Source organism: Marinobacterium sp. xm-g-59, assembly GCF_013283315.1.
Classification (GTDB): domain Bacteria; phylum Pseudomonadota; class Gammaproteobacteria; order Pseudomonadales; family Balneatricaceae; genus Marinobacterium_E.
Map to the genome: position 1 here is coordinate 131,161 of NZ_WBYR01000001.1, position 18,348 is coordinate 149,508.

An 18,348-nucleotide genomic window follows, 5' to 3' on the forward strand; every position below is an offset into this window, starting at 1 on the left:
CACCTTAATACTTTAGGCCTTTTTAACGAACTCTGATTTCAGCATCAATTTGCCACAATCGATATTGTGATCCCCGTCTACTAAACGTCGAACTTGGAATTTAGTGCCAACTTTCTCTGTACCACCACCTTTGACTTTAAGATCTTTAATCAAGGTTACAGAATCACCTTCTTGCAGCTGATTACCGTTTGCATCTTTAACAATCAGCAGGTCTTCAGACTCAGCCGCTGCATTGGGATCCCACTCATATCCGCATTCAGGGCAGACAAGTTGTCCTTGATCTTCATAGGCATATGGAGAGGAGCATTCAGGGCAAGCTGGGTATGAGTCTGACATCGGAAATTCCTTAATAAAAATAAGGGATTAATCATACCTGATTTAAAGCAGTTCATAAAAGTTATCCACACTGAAAAACCGTATCAATCCTCACCTAAAAGCATCATGAATCATTTTAATAGAGCCAAATAACGGCGGTTAGCAGGCTTAGATACGCGCGAAGATAAAGGGGTATAAAAATAAGGTTGATTATTGTTTTGTTCGGTAAACAGCTGTTTTTAAATATTTAAATAAAGGAGATAAGGCAATTTTCGTTAAAGGTTAGATAAGCTCAACTGTTTTTAACCCTTACGCAAATATATGACGGAAGGCGCTACAAGCTCTGAATGTGATTGTTTGCACACAAGTGATCCTCAGATTGATTAACACAACTATCAACAGCCAATGGTTTGGTTGGGGTCAATCGGTTTTCAGTGCTTATTAAGCCTTAAGGGTGGTGATTGATTCTTTTTAGGCGCTATTAGATGTGTTGATCTGATGGTTTTTATCGGTCTTTCAGTATTAGGTTAGCGAATAATTACCTAAACATAGCTACTGCAATAACCATATATAAAGATACGTATAATATATATTATGTTAAATATAGTATTATAAATAAAAGGCAGGAGATCCCTACCTCTATCTTTTGCCACAAAGCGAATAAGAACCTTACAAAGCGCCTTTGTAGATGCCCTTGGTGTCTATGTCGATAGCAAGCTCACCAGTTTGCAATGATGAGTCATCTGCAATGGTTGCGACCAGCTCGTCACTGTAGCCGATTAGGTTGATCCCCTCCTTGTCGAGAAGCGTCATGACGCGCTCTAGCGCAGAGATAACGGACATTTGGCGTGCTGTGAAGCCTGGGCTCTTTGCGGCGCTACTCTGGATATCTCGACGCTTAGTGGAGATCTGTTTTAGCACATAACCATCATCATCAATCAGTGATAGCTTAAGATCTATCGCCCTTGCATCAATGATTAGACCTTTGAGCTGCTCAAATTGCTGCAAGCTAGAGACATTGATATTGTCTCCAGGATTGCTGTTCGTAACAATTTTCTTGAGCTTATCGGTGTCCGCACAGGGTTTAACGTGAATGAGCATGCTATTTCCGGTCTCTATTTAAGCTTCAGCTGCGCGTTTTCTGTCGATAATCTCAACACTTCAGCATTAAGGCGCGCAATCTCTTCGGCCTGTATTTTCAACCGTACTTGTGCTTCAAGCAAGCCCTCATTGTTGTGTACGCCCGCTTCGGATTGCTTTAGCTTGGTCTCAGCATCCATTAAGGCTTTGGCTGCCCTGTATGACTGATCTCGCTCATTACCAAGATTGGTTACAGCCTGGTTCAATTCCATTTTAAGCTTGCTGATCTCGTTATTTCTTTCGCTAATAATAGTATTTAAATCAACTATTTGTTGGGTATATTTACTGTCAATTGTTGACAGCTCTTCTGTGAGTTTCTTGCGCTCTTCGTCAGCCTCTTTGTGCTTGCTTTCACTGGCTCGGTTTGCGTAGGCAATCGCATCCGTCCAGATCTTGCTGGCGAGCTTAATAACAGGCTCTGGAAGATCGTAGCCACTGGCTTGCGCGTCTAATCTCTGCCCTAACCCGCTCCACCACTCATTGAGTGCTTTGTTAATTGTGGTTAATGAGCCAGACCCGAGTCTGTCTCTGACATTTTGTTGGGTGGGTTTGATGCCCTGCCTTAGCAGTTCGTCGGCAATTTCGTAGACTTGTTCGCGTTTTATACTGGTCATTTGATACATAATACATATTTAAAATACGTACTATATAGATAAGACGAGCTGTTATCTAGCAACACACTGCTCAACAACTTCCAGAAAGGTATTCATTGATATGGGTTTTGCGATGACTTTATTCGCACCGGCATCGAGTAGTGCCTCAGACTCCTGCCCCATGACGGCGGCAGTCACTGCCACTATGGGTACAGACACACCCTCTTTTCTTAGCTTTTGGATCATTTGCCGGCCATCCAGTACCGGCATAAAGAAATCACTTAGAATGAGGTCATACTCTTTGCGAGTCGCCATTTCGTATCCTAGATGGCCATTTTCCGCGACATCCACCTGGTTTACTAATTTACCCAGTAGGTTTTTAGAGACCATTCTTATGATGGGGTCGTCCTCAACGACCAGTAGGTTAAGGCGCTTAAGCAGATCTCCAGTATCTTTAGATTCTTGTCTAAACACTGGCTCAGACTGCTTTGCATTAAGATCAACCATAGGTATCTTGACAACAAAACGAGCGCCACCCTGCTCATTTCGATCGACATCAACGTCGCCATGCAGCTCGTTGAGTGATTGCCTTACAATAAACAAACCAAGGCCACTGCCATCAACCTTTGTGCCCAGCCTTTCAAACGGCTCAAATATCTTATTGGTTGCCTCTTTCGGTATTCCTTGGCCATCGTCAGATACAGTGAGCACCAAGTAACCCTTATCTACTCTTTGTATCCACTCAACCTTCACATTAATTGTGCTGCCTTTAGAGTGATGTATTGCATTCTTTATCAGATTTAACGCTATGATTTTTATGCGTTGTTTATCTGACTCAAGCCTTATATTTTTGTTATCTATGAGCTCTAATTTCACAACCATGCCGTTGAGCTCAGCTAACCTTGTCAACTGTGAGTGAGCATCGATTAATAGCTGATTAGGATGGAATGCTGTCTTGCTTATTGGCAGCGCCCTTTCAGGATTAACGGCTTGCGTCATGTCCTGCAGTACAGACATCAGATGATCAACGGTATTTTTCATCTGTTCTGTATGTTTTGGACTAGGAGCACCCTGCTCTAGATCTTCAATAAGCATTTGCAGGGTAGCGACAGGCGTTCTCATCTCGTGAGAGATGATGGCGAACAATTGTCTCTGATTGATCAATTTCTCTTCGATTTCGGTCAGTTTTGATGGATCAAAGAGATCGATACGCTTAAAGCGAATATGTTTTAAATGAGGCGCAGTTTCTGTTCTCGTTTCATAGGCTGACAGATAATGCACCTCTTTATCAATTCCTCTGTATCGAAAGTTGGTGCCAGACCGTATTGGTGCCGTTTCAATGAGTTTATTAGCTGGGGTGAAATAAGCGTCGAACTGATTCAGAGGTAGAGGTGTTGATAAGACAAAAAACTGCTGAGCCCTGGCATCTAAATGAACCTTCTCAGTACTAGAGTCTATGACAATATCAAATTGAGATTCATCGAGTGAATCAAAGGCTTTACACAACTTTGTATATTGCGTGTCTGACTCGATTTGATGATTGTTTGATCGATTCTGCTTCAATGGTCACTGCTTTAACTAATAACTTTAGTTAAAACATAGCAGGAATTATGCCAATCGCTACTCGAGCTCTAATTTTTTTAATGAGTCAGGCGAGTTTTGCTCATCCGCTAGGGTAAAGTTCATCGGACGATTGGTGTTCGTGGTTGTTGATGAATTGTCTCTACTGTCCTTTATCTCTTCAACTTGAGAGACATAACGTTTAGATATCATCACAACCGGGTTGTTCTCTTTGGTGTCGTCTAGGTAGAGTGGGATGAAGGAGCGGTCATCATTCATAATATCTTGAAGTCGCTCCCCTGGGGCTAGATAGAATGCTCCGACTAGACGGGCCCCATCATGCATACGGACATACACTTTCAAAGCGCTTTTACTTACGACTTTACTGCCCTGCATGCTATTTCCCCTAGAGTGTTTTATTGCATTCTAGCCTAAATTATTAATTTTGAGTAACTGTAGGAAAAGCGCAGAGTGATCTAAGTCACCTTTACCCATATTCTCAGAAAGATCTTGATACCGCTCATAAATGGCTTTTGTAACAGGCAGCTCTAAGTTCAATGATTGCGCAGCTTCGAGAACATTTTTCTCATCTTTGAGTTGAGTTGTGACTTTGCCGCCCGGTTCAAATGTTCGTTCGCTCATACGCTTACCGTGTAACTGAAGGATGGTGCTATCAGCAAACCCGCCTGACAGTGCGCGTCTAAAGGCTTCAGAATCAACGCCTGCTCGTTCCAGCAGCAATACAGCCTCCGATACAATAGCGATGGTACCGCCTACTATAGCCTGATTGGCCAGTTTAGATAGCTGACCAGATCCTACATCCCCTACTCTTGTGGCTCGCCCCATTGATGAAAAAACGACATTGGCCTCTTCGAATGTTCGCTCATCACGACTTCCTGCCATAATGGCCAGTGTACCCTCTTCGGCGCCTTTCACTCCTCCTGACACAGGTGCATCTATGAAACGTGCACCGGTTGATTCAACTTTGTCAGCGATGCTGATGACCTCTTTTTGCGATGTTGAGCTCATATCGATCACCAGATGCTGTTTCGTGAGTTGAGGCAGTAGCATAGAGATAACCTCTTCGACGACCTGGCCATCAGCTAGCATGGTAATAATGATATCGCTCTGTGCGACTTCGCTAAGGTCTTCGGCAACAGCGGCGCCATCCTCTTTTAAGGACAAGCATTTCTCTTGCGTTCTGTTCCAGACGGTTAACTCTACACCCTCACTCAACAAGCGCTTTGCCATAGGCAAGCCCATTAGGCCAATCCCAAGAAGAGAGATCTTAGACATAATTACCTCAAAATTTTTAGCACTTTTTTATTTTTGTACTAATTTGTTAATAAACACCTTATATGTGAATTTACGACACATGCAGTTTGGGTGAACTTTAAACCGATTGATAAAAGGTGTTTTATGAGAATCGCCGCTCACCCTGAAGATGAAACTCAACGCATTGCTAGCTTAAAATCCATTGGTCTACTCGATACGCCCAGTGACCTCTATTTCGATCAGCTTACAGCTCAGGCGGCTCATATTTTTAATACCCCTATCTGCGCTGTCTCAATAATAGATAGTAAGCGACAGTGGTTTAAATCCATTTACGGATTAGATGTTTGTGAAACCGGTCGTGATGAAGCTTTTTGTTCCCATGTGGTTCACGATCACAAACTACTCGAGGTGCGTAATGCCCTTGAACATCCTGACTTTCATGATAATCCACTGGTGATCGGAGCGCCAAACATACGCTTCTATTGCGGCACCCCAATACACGACACTAATGGTTTCTGTCTAGGTTCGTTCTGTGTCATTGATACAAAGCCACGCCAGTTTACTGAGGAGCAGAAGGAGCTTCTAAACTCTTTTGCCCTGCAGGCTGAGGCTCTCATCGCCTTACATGTGCGACAAAAAGATAACGAAGAGAAAAACAGAGAGATTATTAGTTCACGTGATCTTCTTCGCCGTGAATTGGCTAGGCAATCAAGCCTTGTATCGAATGCAGCCGCTGCCGTTATTCGGATCAGTCACCGCGGCATTATCGAGGATGCTAACAAAAAAGCTGAATCTCTATTTGGCTACTCTATCGACGAGCTTGTAGGTCAAAACATATCAATGTTGATGCCTAAGGATATTGCTAAACACCATGATGGATACCTAAAACATTACGACCGTGATAAGCGCCAAAATGCCACTCACAACAGTTCGGTGATCGGTGAAGGTCGTGAAGTATCAGCCATCAGTAAAAGTGGCGAGCTGATACCCATACATCTGGCCGTCAGTGAAGTGGTTATTGATGACCAATCTCAAAATGAGTTCATTGGGATAGTGACGGATCTTCGTGAAACTAAGCGCAAAGAGCGTGAGTTAGAGCGACAAAGCATGCTGTTGGATAAGCTTCATAAAGGTCTAACTGATTATGAAGCGCTGATCAGTGGTAACTCTATATGGTCTTTTCTGCAGGAGTCATTACGCGAGTTAACCAATAGCGAATATGCGCTGATTGGTGAGGTGGATCCAAGCAAGTCAGAACCTGAACTGATCGTTCACTCTTTAACTGATCTCTCCTGGGGTAAAGAGTCGAAAAGTTTGATGCAAAAATTCTTAGCAGGTTCGAGTCGGGTAACTAACACGAAATCCCTGTTAGGTCGTGTGTTTGCTCAAGGCGAGGTGGTCTTAACAGAATCACCCGCCACAGCACCGGGTCGACGCGGTCTACCTGATGGACACCCTCCTCTGCATAATTTGCTAGGAATGCCTATTAAACAAGGTGATAAAACGCTAGACATGATCGCCATTGCCAACTCAGAATCAGAGCTGAATGATGAGCTGGTCAATTGGTTAGAACCCTTTGTTGCCACCTGCTCTTTACTGATTCAGCTCTACCGTCAGATGAATGAGCGGGAACGTTTCACAGCGGAGCTTGAAGCAGCGAAGGATCTAATCGAAGATGCAAGCCGTGCTAAGAGTGAATTCTTAAGCTCTATGAGCCATGAGTTAAGAACACCACTGAACTCAATCATTGGCTTCTCAGAACTGCTCCAAGCTAATAGAAAGACCCCTCTCAATGAGAAGCAGTCAAAACATGTGCACCAAATCAACTCGAGTGGTAAGCATCTTCTGACACTGATCAATGACATTTTAGATCTTGCCAAAATTGAAGCGGGTAAGCTCTCAATTTCACTAGAACCTACGCTGGTCGATAGCGTTGCCAATGAAACCCTAGAGGTGCTGCAGCCACTAGCGGACAAGAGTGGTATCTCTATTCTGGTTAAAGCTAACGCACAGCATATTGAGGCGATGGCAGACTACACCAGACTCAAACAGGTACTGATCAACCTGCTCTCCAACGCCATTAAATACAACCGCCAACAAGGTTCAGTTGAGTTGTCTTGGGAGGTGGTTGACCAATCAGTACTCGTGCATGTTCAGGATACCGGGATCGGTATCAGCGATGATCAGATTGATCATATATTTGAGCCATTCAATCGAAGCAATGCAGAAAACTCTGGCATAGAGGGAACCGGTGTCGGGCTAGCGCTAACAAGAAAGGTTGTCGAATATATGAATGGTACGATCGATGTGAAAAGCGATCACACCGGAAGTACCTTCACTGTAACGCTACCACTGGCTAACTGCCAGGTTAAGAGTGACTCATTCACATCCGGCAAGGTACAAAATGATCAACTCAATACTGATCTAGCGAGCCAATCAGAAAAGGTTGTTCTTTACGTTGAAGATAATCCAGCCAATCAGCGACTCATGCAGGATATTTTTGAAGATTTTGAAAGCATAAATCTTGTCGTTGCTCATGAGCCCTTCCTGGGTTTAGAGATGGCTAAAACCCATCGGCCTGATCTTATTATTCTTGATATCAATATGCCGGGAATGGATGGATTTCAGTTATTAAAACGCCTCAAACAGGAGCCAAGTTTGGAGGGCACTCCCTGCATCGCGCTATCGGCCAATGCTATGCCAAACGATGTTAAACGAGGCTTAAACGAGGGATTTGATCACTACCTAACCAAGCCGATCGATATACCTAAATTTTACGACCTAATTGATGACTACTTTGAGGAGGTAAATTAAATGAGCCGCGAAAACATTCTTGACGCCAATATCCTCATAGTTGATGACAACGAAGCGAACGTACTTCTTTTAGAAGATCTATTAGAGGATCAGGGTTTTACCCACCTAAGGTCTTTAACAGACCCCTTACAGGTTCTTCAAGAGACAAAACAGAGCCTGCCAGACCTGATACTTCTAGATATTCGAATGCCTGGCATGAATGGCTTTGAAGTCATGCAACAATTGGACGAAGCAATGCCCAACAAACGGCCTCCCATCATAGTGCTAACCGCGCAAACTGATATGGAGACCCGCACAAAAGCGCTGGCATTAGGGGCGGTCGAGTTTTTAAATAAACCCTTTGATCATCAGCTGATTATTGAACGCATCAGCAATATTCTAAAAACGACATTGGGTTCGGTTAGAACAGCCTCTGACTCAACTTATATCAATGCTTACATAGCGGATGATGATATTGCCTCTCTGAAAGCCCTGGGTTACACCGATGAAACCACTGGATTGCCTAACCGAAGAGCAATTCAGAAACATATCTTTGAAGAGTTTGCGCTAGAGAAGGACTTAACGGCCTACTTTATTGAAATAGATGGAGCGGATGCTTTAGCAAAAACGTACGGCTATGAGATATACGATCGAGCCATGCAAACGCTCGCCAAGCTTATATCGGAGTCAGCTGCTAATCAGGTCGCAATGATCGGTGCTTGGAATGCCAATCAATTTATCGCGATTAAAGAGACTGAAATTGACCCTGCTTTCGAAGAGCAATTCGCAAGACGCATGCATCGATTGTTAACCGGTATTCATGAAATCGGCACACTGCACTATAAACTTTCTGTCCGAATTGGATTCGCTGTATCTAAAGGACTGATTAAACAACCCGGTGAATTAATCCGGAGAGCGGTACTGGCTGTTCCCTGTCTTAATAGCGGCCTAGATTATGATGCCTACGACCAACAGATGGATGACTCGAACAATCACGAAGCAAAGATTGAATCTGAATTGAGACGTGCCATCATCAATAAAGAGCTCTATCTAACTTACCAACCTAAGGTTTCGATCAGCAAAGGATCTGTCATCGGCGCTGAGGCGTTATTAAGATGGGAAAATAGCAACCTTGGCAAAATTTCACCAGAGCTGTTCATTCCCATTGCGGAGCGAATTGGCATGATCAATGAAATTGGTGAATGGGCGTTTGATGAGTCAGTCAAACAACTTAACAGCTGGCTTAAATCGGGACGAGTCGGCATGGACTTTACATTGGCGATAAACGCATCGCCTATTCAGCTATTCAACCCAAACTTTATATCATTTGTGCAATCAACATTGGTCAAACATGGCGTCTCACCCTCTCAAATTCAAATTGAGATTACAGAGTCTATGTTCATCTCTAATGTCGACTATGCAATCTCAGTTCTTAATGAGATTCGTCAATTAGGCATATCCATTGCGATGGATGATTTTGGGACAGGTTTCTCTTCTCTCTCTTATCTTCAAAATTTACCTTTGGATACGTTAAAAATTGATCGATGCTTTATCGATCAGATGACTTTTTCTGAAAAATCGCGACGCTTAGTTCAAGCAATCATTGCTTTAGCGCATACCTTTGATCTGGTGGTAGTCGCTGAGGGTATAGAGACTAAAGAGCAGTACAGAATGCTCGTAAATATGGGGTGTGAAGAGGGACAAGGTTATCTATTTGATGCACCCCTACTACCAAATGAGTTCCCACCGCAGCCATTAGTGACCAGCGCGAATAGACAATATTCTTTCTCTTAGCAAAGAGGTAAGCAACTTTCTAATAATCGACTATGCTTAAGGTAGTTAACCATCAAGGCTGATTATATGTCGCGCTACACAACACAAATTGTGGATTCCCTAACGACTGAGTGGTTCAGGGATCAGCCACTGTTGAACGTGATACTAGAAAACTGTTTCGATCAGGTATTTATTAAAGATCTCTCGTCAACCTTGATTTACGCAAATAGGAACCTAGCCCTACATTATGGGCTAAAAGAGGTTGACCAAATACTGGGCAAGAGTGATTTTGACTTTTACACTGCTGAACATGCAGAAGCGATGAGACAGGAAGAGTTGGACCTTATGCAGACTGGTGAGCCACTGCTTGCCAAACTCTATACTGAAACCTGGCCTAAGGGCGGTGAGACATTTAATCTTTGTTCAAAGTTACCCCTTAGGAACAGTGATGGAAAAATTGTCGGGTTGATTGGTTTTGGTCGAGACATCACCAAAGATAAGCGTCGTGAAAAGCTCATCTGGCAACACACAAACTATGATGCCCTGACTGGACTACCTAATCGTAATTACTTTGTGGGTTGTTTGAATTCATCTATTCACGAGGCTAATACTGGGCACCGCTACACACTACTTGCACTGGATATAGATCGGTTTAAATCGTTTAATGACAGTTACGGTCATGGTTGCGGCGATGCGATACTGATTCATGTTGCTGAATGCATTCATAATAATGTGTCTGACCATGACATAGTGGCGCGAGTCGGTAGTGATGAGTTCCTGTTGCTCATCGATAATCAAAAGAATAAAACCAACATAGTCGATTTAGCGATTAAAATTCGATCCAACATTCAAGCACCATTTTTCTATCAAAATCAGCAATACGATATCTCCTGCTGTATTGGTGCGGCTGAATTTCCATCAGATGCGCTTGATGCAACCGACCTGCTGAAGTTTACTGAGCAGGCGCTCTATCGAGCAAAACAGCTCGGAGACAATCAATTTGTTTTCTATTCACCTGAAATGACGACCGCTTCGATTAGGCGTCAAACACTGATCGCAGATCTAAAACAGGCGGTTGCAGACGAACAAATTGAGGTGATGTATCAGCCAATTATTAGTTGTGATACAGAGCAGCTATACAGTGTTGAAGCCTTAGCGCGGTGGCATCACCCCTACTATGGCCAGATTTCACCAGATGAGTTTATTCAAATTGCAGAAGAGATAGGTATTATTGCGCAGTTGGATGAGCGAGTTTTTCATAAGATGATTGAGGCCGCTCAGCAGTGGCAAACCGTTATCGACCCTTTGCCTGTTTTCTCTGTGAACGTCTCTGCACGAAGCCTTAATACAGGTGAAGATAGTAGTTCAGATATCATCAATCTCCTCTCTAACTTAAACCAAGGAAAACTACTCAAGTTACGGCTTGAATTGACGGAAGGCTCGCTCTTTCTTCCGTCTGAAAAGCTCAATGATTTAATGGGGTACTGTTCACAAAATCAGATTGAGCTGGCGTTGGATGACTTCGGTACCGGTTACTCTGCGTTATCATATCTTCTGGACTTTAAAATTGATTACCTGAAAATTGATAAAATTTTCATCGACGGGCTACCCGAAAACAGACGAAACCTCTCCGTCTGTAAGGCCATTATTCAAATGTCCAAATCATTGGGTATCAAAGTGATCGCTGAGGGTGTGGAACAAGAGGAGCAACTGCTTGCTCTCAAAGAGCTGGGTTGCGATTACATTCAAGGCTACTTTTTCAGCAAACCGTTAAGCTCGCAGGAGATGTTAGATCGCTACTCAGCTTAGAGAGTGCGATCTAACAAGATGTCTACTCAGTCTCTAAAAACTTAGCGACCATCTCTTTAATGTAACGACCGTTACATGGCTTAGTTAAAAACGCCTTCGCATCTAACTGCTCTGCACGCTCCTGTATCTCAGGGCTAGCAAATGCACTCAGGAAAATCACGGGTATATTGCTGGTCATAGTGATTTTGTCGAGCAGATCAGCCAACTCTAATCCATTCATTCCCGGCATATTGACATCAAGCAGAATCAGATCGGGTTGGCGTTTGACCGCTAACGAAAGTCCCACTTCAGGATCAACTGCACAGACCAATTTATAATCAGACTCCAAAGCATCACGGATCTGAGCAAGGGTAAACGAGTCATCGTCAATGCAAAGGATGGTTTTTTTGGACATATCTCAACTGCTTAATAAGAATGTTAAAAGTAAATTCAGTTTAGCAAGAAGTTGAAAGTAGACAAGAAAAAGTAGATAAAAATGGTGCCCCGGACCGGACTTGAACCGGTACAGCCTAACGGCCGGCAGATTTTAAGTCTGCTGTGTCTACCAATTCCACCACCAGGGCATTGATGATGTGTATCGTTTGATACATCCCTAAAGAGAGATCTTTAGGAAGAGAATATGGAGGCGAGCACCGGAGTCGAACCGGCCTAGTAATGATTTGCAATCATTTGCATCACCGCTCTGCCAACTCGCCATATTGGAGCGGGAAACGAGGCTCGAACTCGCGACCTCAACCTTGGCAAGGTTGCGCTCTACCAACTGAGCTATTCCCGCACTTGCTGAACAAGTGGCGCGTATTATAGACGCTTCACCCACCCTGTCAATCGCTAGATTGAAATTAGATCTGCTTAAAAAATAACCACTTACTCGACTTTAAGGCCTATCACTGATTAGGTTTAAGGTGTGGCCAAGCAGCACGCAGGTAGACAAACATAGACCATAGCGTTAGTAGCGCAGCAGCATAGAGAATACCGACCCCGATCCAGGCCAGAGTCGTTCCGGGCGCAGCACCAATCATGATAAAGATGGCTAGCATTTGAAGGGCTGTTTTAGCTTTACCAATCATAGAGACGGCAACCTGAGCGCGCTCCCCTATTTCAGCCATCCATTCACGCAATGCAGAGATCACGATTTCACGACCGACTATGATGATGGCTGGAATCGAGAGAATGGCAGGCCAATCAGAAAAGAGACGTCCATAGGTATCGACCAGTAAAATCAAAGCCGCAGCGACCATTAACTTATCGGCCACAGGGTCAAGGAATGCCCCAAAGCTGCTCTCTTGCTGCCATTTGCGAGCGAGATAACCATCCAACCAATCAGTAACGGCCGCTAAGGCAAAGATTCCTGCTGATATCCAACCGGCAAAAGGTGTCGGCCAGTAGTATGCAATGATGAAAAATGGAATTAAAACAATACGTAACAGAGTTAATACGTTGGGTAGATTCATGCAGAGAAGCACCTTTAGCTATCGGGGTGCAGAGCGAGATAGATCGTCTCTGCAAGACTATTACTAATACTAGAGACTTTTGCGATTTCTTCAACACTTGCTGACTCAACCGCTTTCGCACTTCCGAAATGTTTCAGTAGCTCTCTACGGCGTTTAGGGCCGACGCCATCAATGCCTTCGAGTAGTGACTGCTTTCTCGCTTTAGCACGACGCGCACGGTGACCCGTGATGGCAAATCGGTGGGATTCGTCACGGATGTGTTGCAACAAATGAAGCGCAAGAGAGTCAGACTGCAATATATTCTCGCTGCCTGTTTCGGCATCAATCAGAATTTCAAAGCCCGCTTTACGTGTTGGGCCTTTCGCGATACCAATTACCTTGATCCCTTGAATATTGAGCTCATTAAGCACCTCAACAGCCTGAGCTACCTGTCCTTTACCCCCGTCAATAACCAGGATATCAGGGAGTATTGCATCCGCACTGGTCGCCTTTTCAAAACGACGGTGCAAGGCTTGGTTCATGGCGGCGTAGTCATCACCCCCAGTAATACCTTCGATATTATATTTACGATAGTCACGTTTCAGCGGGCCATTGCGATCAAACACTACACAAGAGGCCACAGTAGCCTCTCCACTGGAGTGGCTGATGTCGAAACACTCAAGTCTTGAGGGGATCTCCTCCATGCCTAGCGCTGACTGAAGATCTAGGAATCGGTTATAGATATTTTGTTTATTGGCCAGCTGTGACTGTAAATTCTGTTCGGCATTTTGCTGAGCTAACTTAAGCCAACTGTTGCGATCAGAACGCACTTTACTAGTAATAGAGACTTTACGTTCGCGCATTTGACTAAGAGCTTCACTGAGAAGGTTAGACTCGGGCAGTTCAATCGCCGTAATAATAGACTCTGGTATCTCGCGCCCGCCAGCCAAGTAAAACTGAGCAATAAAAGCGCTTAAGACATCCTCTGCACTGTCTTCGATAGCAATTCGGGGATAATACACTTTGGAGCCAATAACTCGCCCCTGACGGACAAAAAGAACGTGTACGCAAACGCCGCCAGGTTGAACGGCTACGCCAAAGACATCCGCCTCACCTTTTTGACCGATAACGGTCTGCTGCTCTTGTACGTGCTGCAAGCGAGCCAATTGATCCCGAAGCTGAGCGGCTTTTTCGAACGCTAATTGACGAGAGGCAGCCTCCATTTCGGATGCGAGCTCACTCATCACTTTTGGATTTTTACCCTGCAAAAAAAGCTTGGTATGACGCACGTCACGCTGATAATCCGCATCGTCAACTAAACCCACACAAGGAGCGCTGCAGCGCTCTATTTGGTACTGCAGGCAGGGTCTAGAGCGGTTACGGAAAAAACTGTCGTCACACTGACGTACTTTAAACAGCTTTTGTAGAAGGTTCAGACTCTCTTTTACCGCCCCACCGCTAGGAAAAGGGCCAAATAGTGAACCGTTGGGAGAACGTTTTCCGCGTTGATACCTAACGGCTGGAAATTCGTCTTTATCGGTGATCAATATGTAGGGGTAAGACTTATCATCACGCAACAATATGTTGTAAGGCGGTCGATACTGCTTAATTAAATTCTGCTCTAGCAGCAGTGCTTCTGTCTCAGAACCGGTTGACGTAATCTCAATGGATTGAATTTTGCTGACTAATGCTTGGGTCTTAATAGAGAGTCCAGTCTCTCTGAAATAGCTTGAGACACGGTTCTTTAAGTTCTTTGCTTTACCGACATACAACAGCTCACCAGAACTGTCGTACATCTGATAACAGCCAGGTTTGTTAGGGAGTGTTGCTAAGAAGGCTTTAGGATCAAAGGGCGTCAATCAATTAATCCTTAGTGCTGTGTCGCTTAGATTCCATGTAGATGTAAGTAGCCTCTTTATAGAGGTTGTTTAGATCATCACGTGTGTCATCTGTGATCCCTGCGCCACGTGAAAGTGACACCTCAAGGTAAGCACTGATTTGCGCATGATAGTAGAGACGATCATCATAGGCATCGGCACGTTTCATTTTGCTCAGTGCTATTTGTGCACCGTTGATGAGGATGTAATTAATATCCGTATCAGAGAGACGTGGACTACGAGTGGTTTTCTCCATTCGTGCTTCCGCTTCAGCTTCTAGAGCTTGACGTTTAGTCATTAAAGCCATTCCCTGCTCCTTAACTCGCTCACTAAAATTGAGACTATAGAGTACCGTATTGGCCGCTAGAATGTTAATTTGAATTTAAAATTCAGCCAGCGTGTTTTATGAAAAAGATCGTCTACACAACAGAGCAGACAGCGAGTGAACTTGCCTGGTTAAGCCAAGCCCAAACACTGGTGGGTGAAAACAAGTTTAGACGTGACTCTCTCGCTATTAAACCTTCCTTGATTCCGAAGCTTAAACATCATCACAGGCTAGGTGTTCACTTTGAGGACCTATTCGAGCTTCATCTTAAAACATTTTCTCAAATAACTGATTTAAAAAGTCATATTCAAATAATTGGGGATAAGAAAACCTTAGGCGAAGCAGATTTTCTAGTCTGCAAAGATGGCGCTTGGCAGCATATAGAGGTCGCCATAAAATTTTATCTTCGTGTTGGGAGTAGCGGTCAGATGAGTGACTATTTAGGTCCTAGTCTGACGGACTCTCTGGATAGAAAAATCACACATATAGAAAACAAGCAGTTAAAACTTCTTGAGTCTGAGCCAGCAAAACGCACTCTGCAATCGTTAGGGGTCGATTCGGCGGTTGAGAGCTATGCACAAATATTTGGCTGGCTCTTCTACCATGTCAGCGATAACCAATCGAAGATACCGGATAACATTCACCCGCAGCATTCTCGTGGCCGCTGGCTTTGCATCAACGAATTGGAAGGCTTTTTAGATGAATACCCAGACGCAGTTCGTTTTTTAATGCCATCGAGATCTGAATGGTTGACCTCCCCTTCACATATCCATGACATCGCAGTGAGTAAAAGCAACCTGTTAAAGAGAGCAAAGAGTGTGATCGACCGACCACAACAACTGTTCGTGGTGTTGGGCAAAGGCCGTTCAAGACAGTTAGTGGAAAGGCTGTTTGTTGTGCCAGAGGCCTGGGTGGATAATGCAGAGTCGATGATCAATCAGAGATAAAAAAACCGCCAATGAAGGCGGTTTTTTTAACTAGGTCGCTTATTCGCCAGCTTTCGCCGCATCTTTAGCAATTGCACCTTTTAGAAGCTTAATGCCGACAACTGTCATAACAAGCATTGCACCGATGATCACTAGGCTTGGAGCTAGAGAAATCATGTTGTATTTATCGATTGAGCCCATCTGACTAAACCTCATTAATTTGTTTGTTTAAGACAGAGTGCATTTTATTGATCTAAATCAATTCCTGCAAGATATATACAACTATTTATCCATCGACTGCAGTCGCTTCAGCAGACTGCTGGTATCCCAACGATTGCCTCCCAGCGCCTGAACTTCCGAATAGAATTGATCCACAATCGCTGTCACAGGAAGGCGTGCGCCATTGCTGCGCGCTTCATTAAGGACAATACCTAAGTCTTTACGCATCCAATCAACAGCGAAACCGTAGTCATACTTTTCATCGATCATTGTTTGGTGACGATTAACCATCTGCCAAGAACCGGCTGCCCCGTGCTGTATAACATCAATAACGGCGGCAACATCAAGGCCACTCTTCTGGCCGAAGTGGATCGCTTCAGCTAACCCCTGCACCAAACCTGCAATACAGATCTGGTTCATCATCTTAGCCAACTGCCCTGCTCCAGCATCACCCAACAAGCTTTGTGATTTAGCATAAGCATCAATAACTGGTTCAACCTGTTTGTAGACCTCTGAATCACCACCACACATCACACTAAGCACGCCATTTTCAGCGCCCGCCTGTCCGCCAGACACAGGAGCATCAATGAATCCCAATCCCTGTTCACGGCAGACCGTATTGAGTGTTCTAGCCGCTTCAGCGGATGCCGTGGTGTGATCAACAAGAATTGCACCAGTCTTCATGCCTTTAATGGCACCCTCGTCGCCCGTTGTAACCTGGTATAGGTCATCATCATTACCGACACACACAAATACAATGTCACAGCCTTCAGCGGCTGCTTGTGGGGTTTTAGCTGCTTTACCTGCGTATTCGCTGACCCAGGCTTCTGCTTTAGCAAAGGTTCGGTTGTATACAGTGACTTCATGTCCCGCCTTAGTAAGATGCCCTGCCATTGGGTAACCCATTGTACCTAAGCCAATAAAAGCAACGTTTGCCATGATATGATCCTTATTCTCTATATGATTCGTATTAATAACTATGAGCTTACACACTATTAAGTCCTATACGCTAGGAATGTTTTTATCGATTTGTTCGATCACTTCACAGGCCGCGCAACTTCCACCGCTGGATTTCAAAACCCTAGAGGGTGACCCTATCACGCTTGATGCGTACCAAGGTGAAGTACGCTTGATTAACTTCTGGGCAACCTGGTGCCCGCCCTGCATTCGTGAGATGCCTGCATTAGGGCGTTTAGAGGAGGCTGTTGAAGGTCACGCGCGAGTGGTAGCTATCAATGTAGGTGATATGAGTGATCAGGTGGAGGCCTTCGTATTGGAGAACTTTGATGGCGCAGAACCCGAAATCTGGCTGGATGAGCCGGGAGCGGCCTTTATGACTCTGCGTCTTGAGGGATTACCCATGACATTGGTGCTCGATAAAGAGGGCGAAGTGATTGATAAGGTGATCGGTGAGCGCGAATGGGACAGTGAATCGGTCGTCAACTATCTGAAAGAGCTGGCTGCTGAATAGCAACCAGCTACTCTTCGGATCAGCTTAGTTTTGCAAGTCTGGCAACAATTGCTAAAACCATCTGAGCCGAATTTTCTGATGCCGTTTCGATGAACTGATCAAAGCTGACATTAGATTCTTGGCCTGCGATATCCGACAACGCCCGAATAACTAGAAACGGAACCTCAAAGCGGTAACAGGTCTGTGCAATGGCAGCCGCTTCCATCTCTGCAGCTTTCATCGTAGGAAAGTTGGCTCTAACCTTCTCAACATGCTCTGGATCGCTCATAAAGGCATCACCGGTCGCGATTAAACCACGCTGACATGCGGTGTTTTCAAACTGAGCTATAGACTCTTCAGCCACCTTAAGTAGCAGTTCATCCGCTAAGTAAGCGGCTGGCATTCTAGCCATTTGACCGATCTCGTAGCCAAATACGGTTAGGTCAACATCGTGGTGACGAACCTCATCAGAGATCACCACATCCCCTACTTTCAACGTTGGATCAAAGCCACCAGCAGAACCTGTGTTAATCACACAGCTTGGTTTAAAGTGATCTAACAGCAAGGTGGTACCCACTGCAGCATTGACCTTACCGATGCCCGATTTAAGCAGCACCACGTCGACACCGTCGATCTGCCCTGAAAAAAAAGTAAAGCCTGCGATTTCACTTACTTGTAAAGATTGAATACTGTTTTTTAGGCGTTCAATCTCCTGATCCATGGCACCAATCAGTGCGATGACGGGGCTATTTTTAAGTGCGCTCTCTAAACTGGATGAAGTGGCATTGTCAGTTTGGATCTTGGCATTGATATCGTCAGGACGGCTCATCTGAAACTCTTAAGGTTTGGACTAATAAGGTGTA

Annotated in this window: 18 protein-coding genes and 3 tRNA genes; 5 read left to right on the top strand and 16 right to left on the bottom strand. The window is 44.5% G+C overall.

What is annotated here, in order from left to right:
• Window positions 1-12: 12 nt before the first annotated feature.
• From XMG59_RS00615 to XMG59_RS00640, 6 genes are all read right to left on the bottom strand, one after another.
• Window positions 13-336 (bottom strand): zinc ribbon domain-containing protein YjdM, encoded by a 324-nt coding sequence (locus tag XMG59_RS00615; protein ID WP_173480936.1) that lies wholly within the window; start codon window positions 334-336, stop codon window positions 13-15.
• Window positions 337-984: 648 nt separating this feature from the next.
• Window positions 985-1,416: a response regulator gene (locus tag XMG59_RS00620; RefSeq protein ID WP_173480935.1), complete on the bottom strand. Its 432-nt coding sequence runs from the start codon at window positions 1,414-1,416 to the stop codon at window positions 985-987.
• A 14-nt stretch (window positions 1,417-1,430) separates the two neighbouring features.
• Window positions 1,431-2,078, bottom strand: coding sequence for a DNA-binding protein (locus XMG59_RS00625; RefSeq protein WP_173495570.1), 648 nt, complete (start codon window positions 2,076-2,078; stop codon window positions 1,431-1,433).
• Between the two features lie 42 nt (window positions 2,079-2,120).
• Entirely contained in the window at window positions 2,121-3,611 is a 1,491-nt protein-coding gene (locus XMG59_RS00630; RefSeq protein WP_173498039.1) for a hybrid sensor histidine kinase/response regulator, read from the bottom strand.
• Between the two features lie 57 nt (window positions 3,612-3,668).
• The gene (locus XMG59_RS00635) at window positions 3,669-4,004 is read right to left on the bottom strand and encodes a hypothetical protein (protein ID WP_173480932.1); all 336 of its coding nucleotides are present in this window, start codon (window positions 4,002-4,004) and stop codon (window positions 3,669-3,671) included.
• 30 nt (window positions 4,005-4,034) lie between these two features.
• Window positions 4,035-4,904 carry an NAD(P)-dependent oxidoreductase gene (locus tag XMG59_RS00640; RefSeq protein WP_173482491.1) on the bottom strand — a complete coding sequence of 290 codons (870 nt, stop codon included), beginning with the start codon at window positions 4,902-4,904 and terminating at the stop codon, window positions 4,035-4,037.
• A gap of 123 nt (window positions 4,905-5,027) precedes the next feature.
• Between XMG59_RS00640 and XMG59_RS00645 the strand changes: the two genes are divergently transcribed.
• The 3 genes from XMG59_RS00645 to XMG59_RS00655 all read left to right on the top strand — a co-directional run bounded on the left by XMG59_RS00645 (window position 5,028) and on the right by XMG59_RS00655 (window position 11,258).
• Window positions 5,028-7,697, top strand: a complete 2,670-nt coding sequence (locus XMG59_RS00645; protein WP_173498040.1) for an ATP-binding protein — start codon at window positions 5,028-5,030, stop codon at window positions 7,695-7,697.
• Complete coding sequence (locus XMG59_RS00650; protein WP_173498041.1) at window positions 7,698-9,470, top strand: EAL domain-containing protein; 1,773 nt, start codon at window positions 7,698-7,700, stop codon at window positions 9,468-9,470.
• Window positions 9,471-9,536: 66 nt separating this feature from the next.
• Window positions 9,537-11,258, top strand: a complete 1,722-nt coding sequence (locus tag XMG59_RS00655; protein WP_173498042.1) for a GGDEF domain-containing phosphodiesterase — start codon at window positions 9,537-9,539, stop codon at window positions 11,256-11,258.
• A 22-nt stretch (window positions 11,259-11,280) separates the two neighbouring features.
• Here XMG59_RS00655 and XMG59_RS00660 read toward each other — a convergent pair whose 3' ends face one another.
• The 7 genes from XMG59_RS00660 to XMG59_RS00690 all read right to left on the bottom strand — a co-directional run bounded on the left by XMG59_RS00660 (window position 11,281) and on the right by XMG59_RS00690 (window position 14,872).
• Window positions 11,281-11,652 (bottom strand): response regulator, encoded by a 372-nt coding sequence (locus XMG59_RS00660; RefSeq protein ID WP_173498043.1) that lies wholly within the window; start codon window positions 11,650-11,652, stop codon window positions 11,281-11,283.
• Window positions 11,653-11,734: 82 nt separating this feature from the next.
• A tRNA-Leu gene (locus XMG59_RS00665) sits at window positions 11,735-11,821 on the bottom strand.
• 57 nt (window positions 11,822-11,878) lie between these two features.
• Window positions 11,879-11,953, bottom strand: a tRNA-Cys gene (locus XMG59_RS00670).
• A gap of 4 nt (window positions 11,954-11,957) precedes the next feature.
• A tRNA-Gly gene (locus XMG59_RS00675) sits at window positions 11,958-12,033 on the bottom strand.
• 109 nt (window positions 12,034-12,142) lie between these two features.
• Complete coding sequence (gene pgsA / locus XMG59_RS00680; RefSeq protein ID WP_173480926.1) at window positions 12,143-12,709, bottom strand: CDP-diacylglycerol--glycerol-3-phosphate 3-phosphatidyltransferase; 567 nt, start codon at window positions 12,707-12,709, stop codon at window positions 12,143-12,145.
• 14 nt (window positions 12,710-12,723) lie between these two features.
• The gene (gene uvrC, locus XMG59_RS00685; RefSeq protein ID WP_173488868.1) at window positions 12,724-14,547 is read right to left on the bottom strand and encodes an excinuclease ABC subunit UvrC; all 1,824 of its coding nucleotides are present in this window, start codon (window positions 14,545-14,547) and stop codon (window positions 12,724-12,726) included.
• A 4-nt stretch (window positions 14,548-14,551) separates the two neighbouring features.
• Window positions 14,552-14,872, bottom strand: a complete 321-nt coding sequence (locus XMG59_RS00690; RefSeq protein ID WP_254445616.1) for an excinuclease ABC subunit C — start codon at window positions 14,870-14,872, stop codon at window positions 14,552-14,554.
• Window positions 14,873-14,970: 98 nt separating this feature from the next.
• Between XMG59_RS00690 and XMG59_RS00695 the strand changes: the two genes are divergently transcribed.
• Window positions 14,971-15,837 carry a DUF1853 family protein gene (locus XMG59_RS00695; protein ID WP_173498044.1) on the top strand — a complete coding sequence of 289 codons (867 nt, stop codon included), beginning with the start codon at window positions 14,971-14,973 and terminating at the stop codon, window positions 15,835-15,837.
• Window positions 15,838-15,876: 39 nt separating this feature from the next.
• Here XMG59_RS00695 and XMG59_RS00700 read toward each other — a convergent pair whose 3' ends face one another.
• Entirely contained in the window at window positions 15,877-16,017 is a 141-nt protein-coding gene (locus tag XMG59_RS00700) for a hypothetical protein (protein WP_173480923.1), read from the bottom strand.
• A gap of 81 nt (window positions 16,018-16,098) precedes the next feature.
• Window positions 16,099-16,974 carry an NAD(P)-dependent oxidoreductase gene (locus XMG59_RS00705; RefSeq protein ID WP_173480922.1) on the bottom strand — a complete coding sequence of 292 codons (876 nt, stop codon included), beginning with the start codon at window positions 16,972-16,974 and terminating at the stop codon, window positions 16,099-16,101.
• Window positions 16,975-17,014: 40 nt separating this feature from the next.
• On the opposite strand from XMG59_RS00705, the gene XMG59_RS00710 reads away from it, so the two are divergent.
• Window positions 17,015-17,506 carry a TlpA disulfide reductase family protein gene (locus XMG59_RS00710; RefSeq protein WP_173480921.1) on the top strand — a complete coding sequence of 164 codons (492 nt, stop codon included), beginning with the start codon at window positions 17,015-17,017 and terminating at the stop codon, window positions 17,504-17,506.
• Window positions 17,507-17,525: 19 nt separating this feature from the next.
• Here the strand turns inward: XMG59_RS00710 and mtnN are convergent, their stop codons facing one another.
• Entirely contained in the window at window positions 17,526-18,314 is a 789-nt protein-coding gene (gene mtnN / locus XMG59_RS00715) for a 5'-methylthioadenosine/S-adenosylhomocysteine nucleosidase (RefSeq protein WP_173480920.1), read from the bottom strand.
• Between the last annotated feature and the right edge of the window lie 34 nt (window positions 18,315-18,348).

Excerpts from the sequence above, each read along its gene's own strand:
- XMG59_RS00640 (WP_173482491.1), bottom strand. The coding sequence starts at position 4,904 with ATGTCTAAGATCTCTCTTCTTGGGATTGGCCTAATGGGCTTGCCTATG.
- XMG59_RS00625 (WP_173495570.1), bottom strand. The coding sequence starts at position 2,078 with ATGTATCAAATGACCAGTATAAAACGCGAACAAGTCTACGAAATTGCC.
- XMG59_RS00645 (WP_173498040.1), top strand. The coding sequence starts at position 5,028 with ATGAGAATCGCCGCTCACCCTGAAGATGAAACTCAACGCATTGCTAGC.
- XMG59_RS00710 (WP_173480921.1), top strand. The coding sequence starts at position 17,015 with ATGAGCTTACACACTATTAAGTCCTATACGCTAGGAATGTTTTTATCG.
- XMG59_RS00635 (WP_173480932.1), bottom strand. The coding sequence starts at position 4,004 with ATGCAGGGCAGTAAAGTCGTAAGTAAAAGCGCTTTGAAAGTGTATGTC.
- pgsA (WP_173480926.1), bottom strand. The coding sequence starts at position 12,709 with ATGAATCTACCCAACGTATTAACTCTGTTACGTATTGTTTTAATTCCA.
- XMG59_RS00660 (WP_173498043.1), bottom strand. The coding sequence starts at position 11,652 with ATGTCCAAAAAAACCATCCTTTGCATTGACGATGACTCGTTTACCCTT.
- mtnN (WP_173480920.1), bottom strand. The coding sequence starts at position 18,314 with ATGAGCCGTCCTGACGATATCAATGCCAAGATCCAAACTGACAATGCC.
- XMG59_RS00695 (WP_173498044.1), top strand. The coding sequence starts at position 14,971 with ATGAAAAAGATCGTCTACACAACAGAGCAGACAGCGAGTGAACTTGCC.
- XMG59_RS00690 (WP_254445616.1), bottom strand. The coding sequence starts at position 14,872 with ATGGCTTTAATGACTAAACGTCAAGCTCTAGAAGCTGAAGCGGAAGCA.
- XMG59_RS00620 (WP_173480935.1), bottom strand. The coding sequence starts at position 1,416 with ATGCTCATTCACGTTAAACCCTGTGCGGACACCGATAAGCTCAAGAAA.
- XMG59_RS00650 (WP_173498041.1), top strand. The coding sequence starts at position 7,698 with ATGAGCCGCGAAAACATTCTTGACGCCAATATCCTCATAGTTGATGAC.
- XMG59_RS00705 (WP_173480922.1), bottom strand. The coding sequence starts at position 16,974 with ATGGCAAACGTTGCTTTTATTGGCTTAGGTACAATGGGTTACCCAATG.
- XMG59_RS00700 (WP_173480923.1), bottom strand. The coding sequence starts at position 16,017 with ATGGGCTCAATCGATAAATACAACATGATTTCTCTAGCTCCAAGCCTA.
- XMG59_RS00615 (WP_173480936.1), bottom strand. The coding sequence starts at position 336 with ATGTCAGACTCATACCCAGCTTGCCCTGAATGCTCCTCTCCATATGCC.
- XMG59_RS00655 (WP_173498042.1), top strand. The coding sequence starts at position 9,537 with ATGTCGCGCTACACAACACAAATTGTGGATTCCCTAACGACTGAGTGG.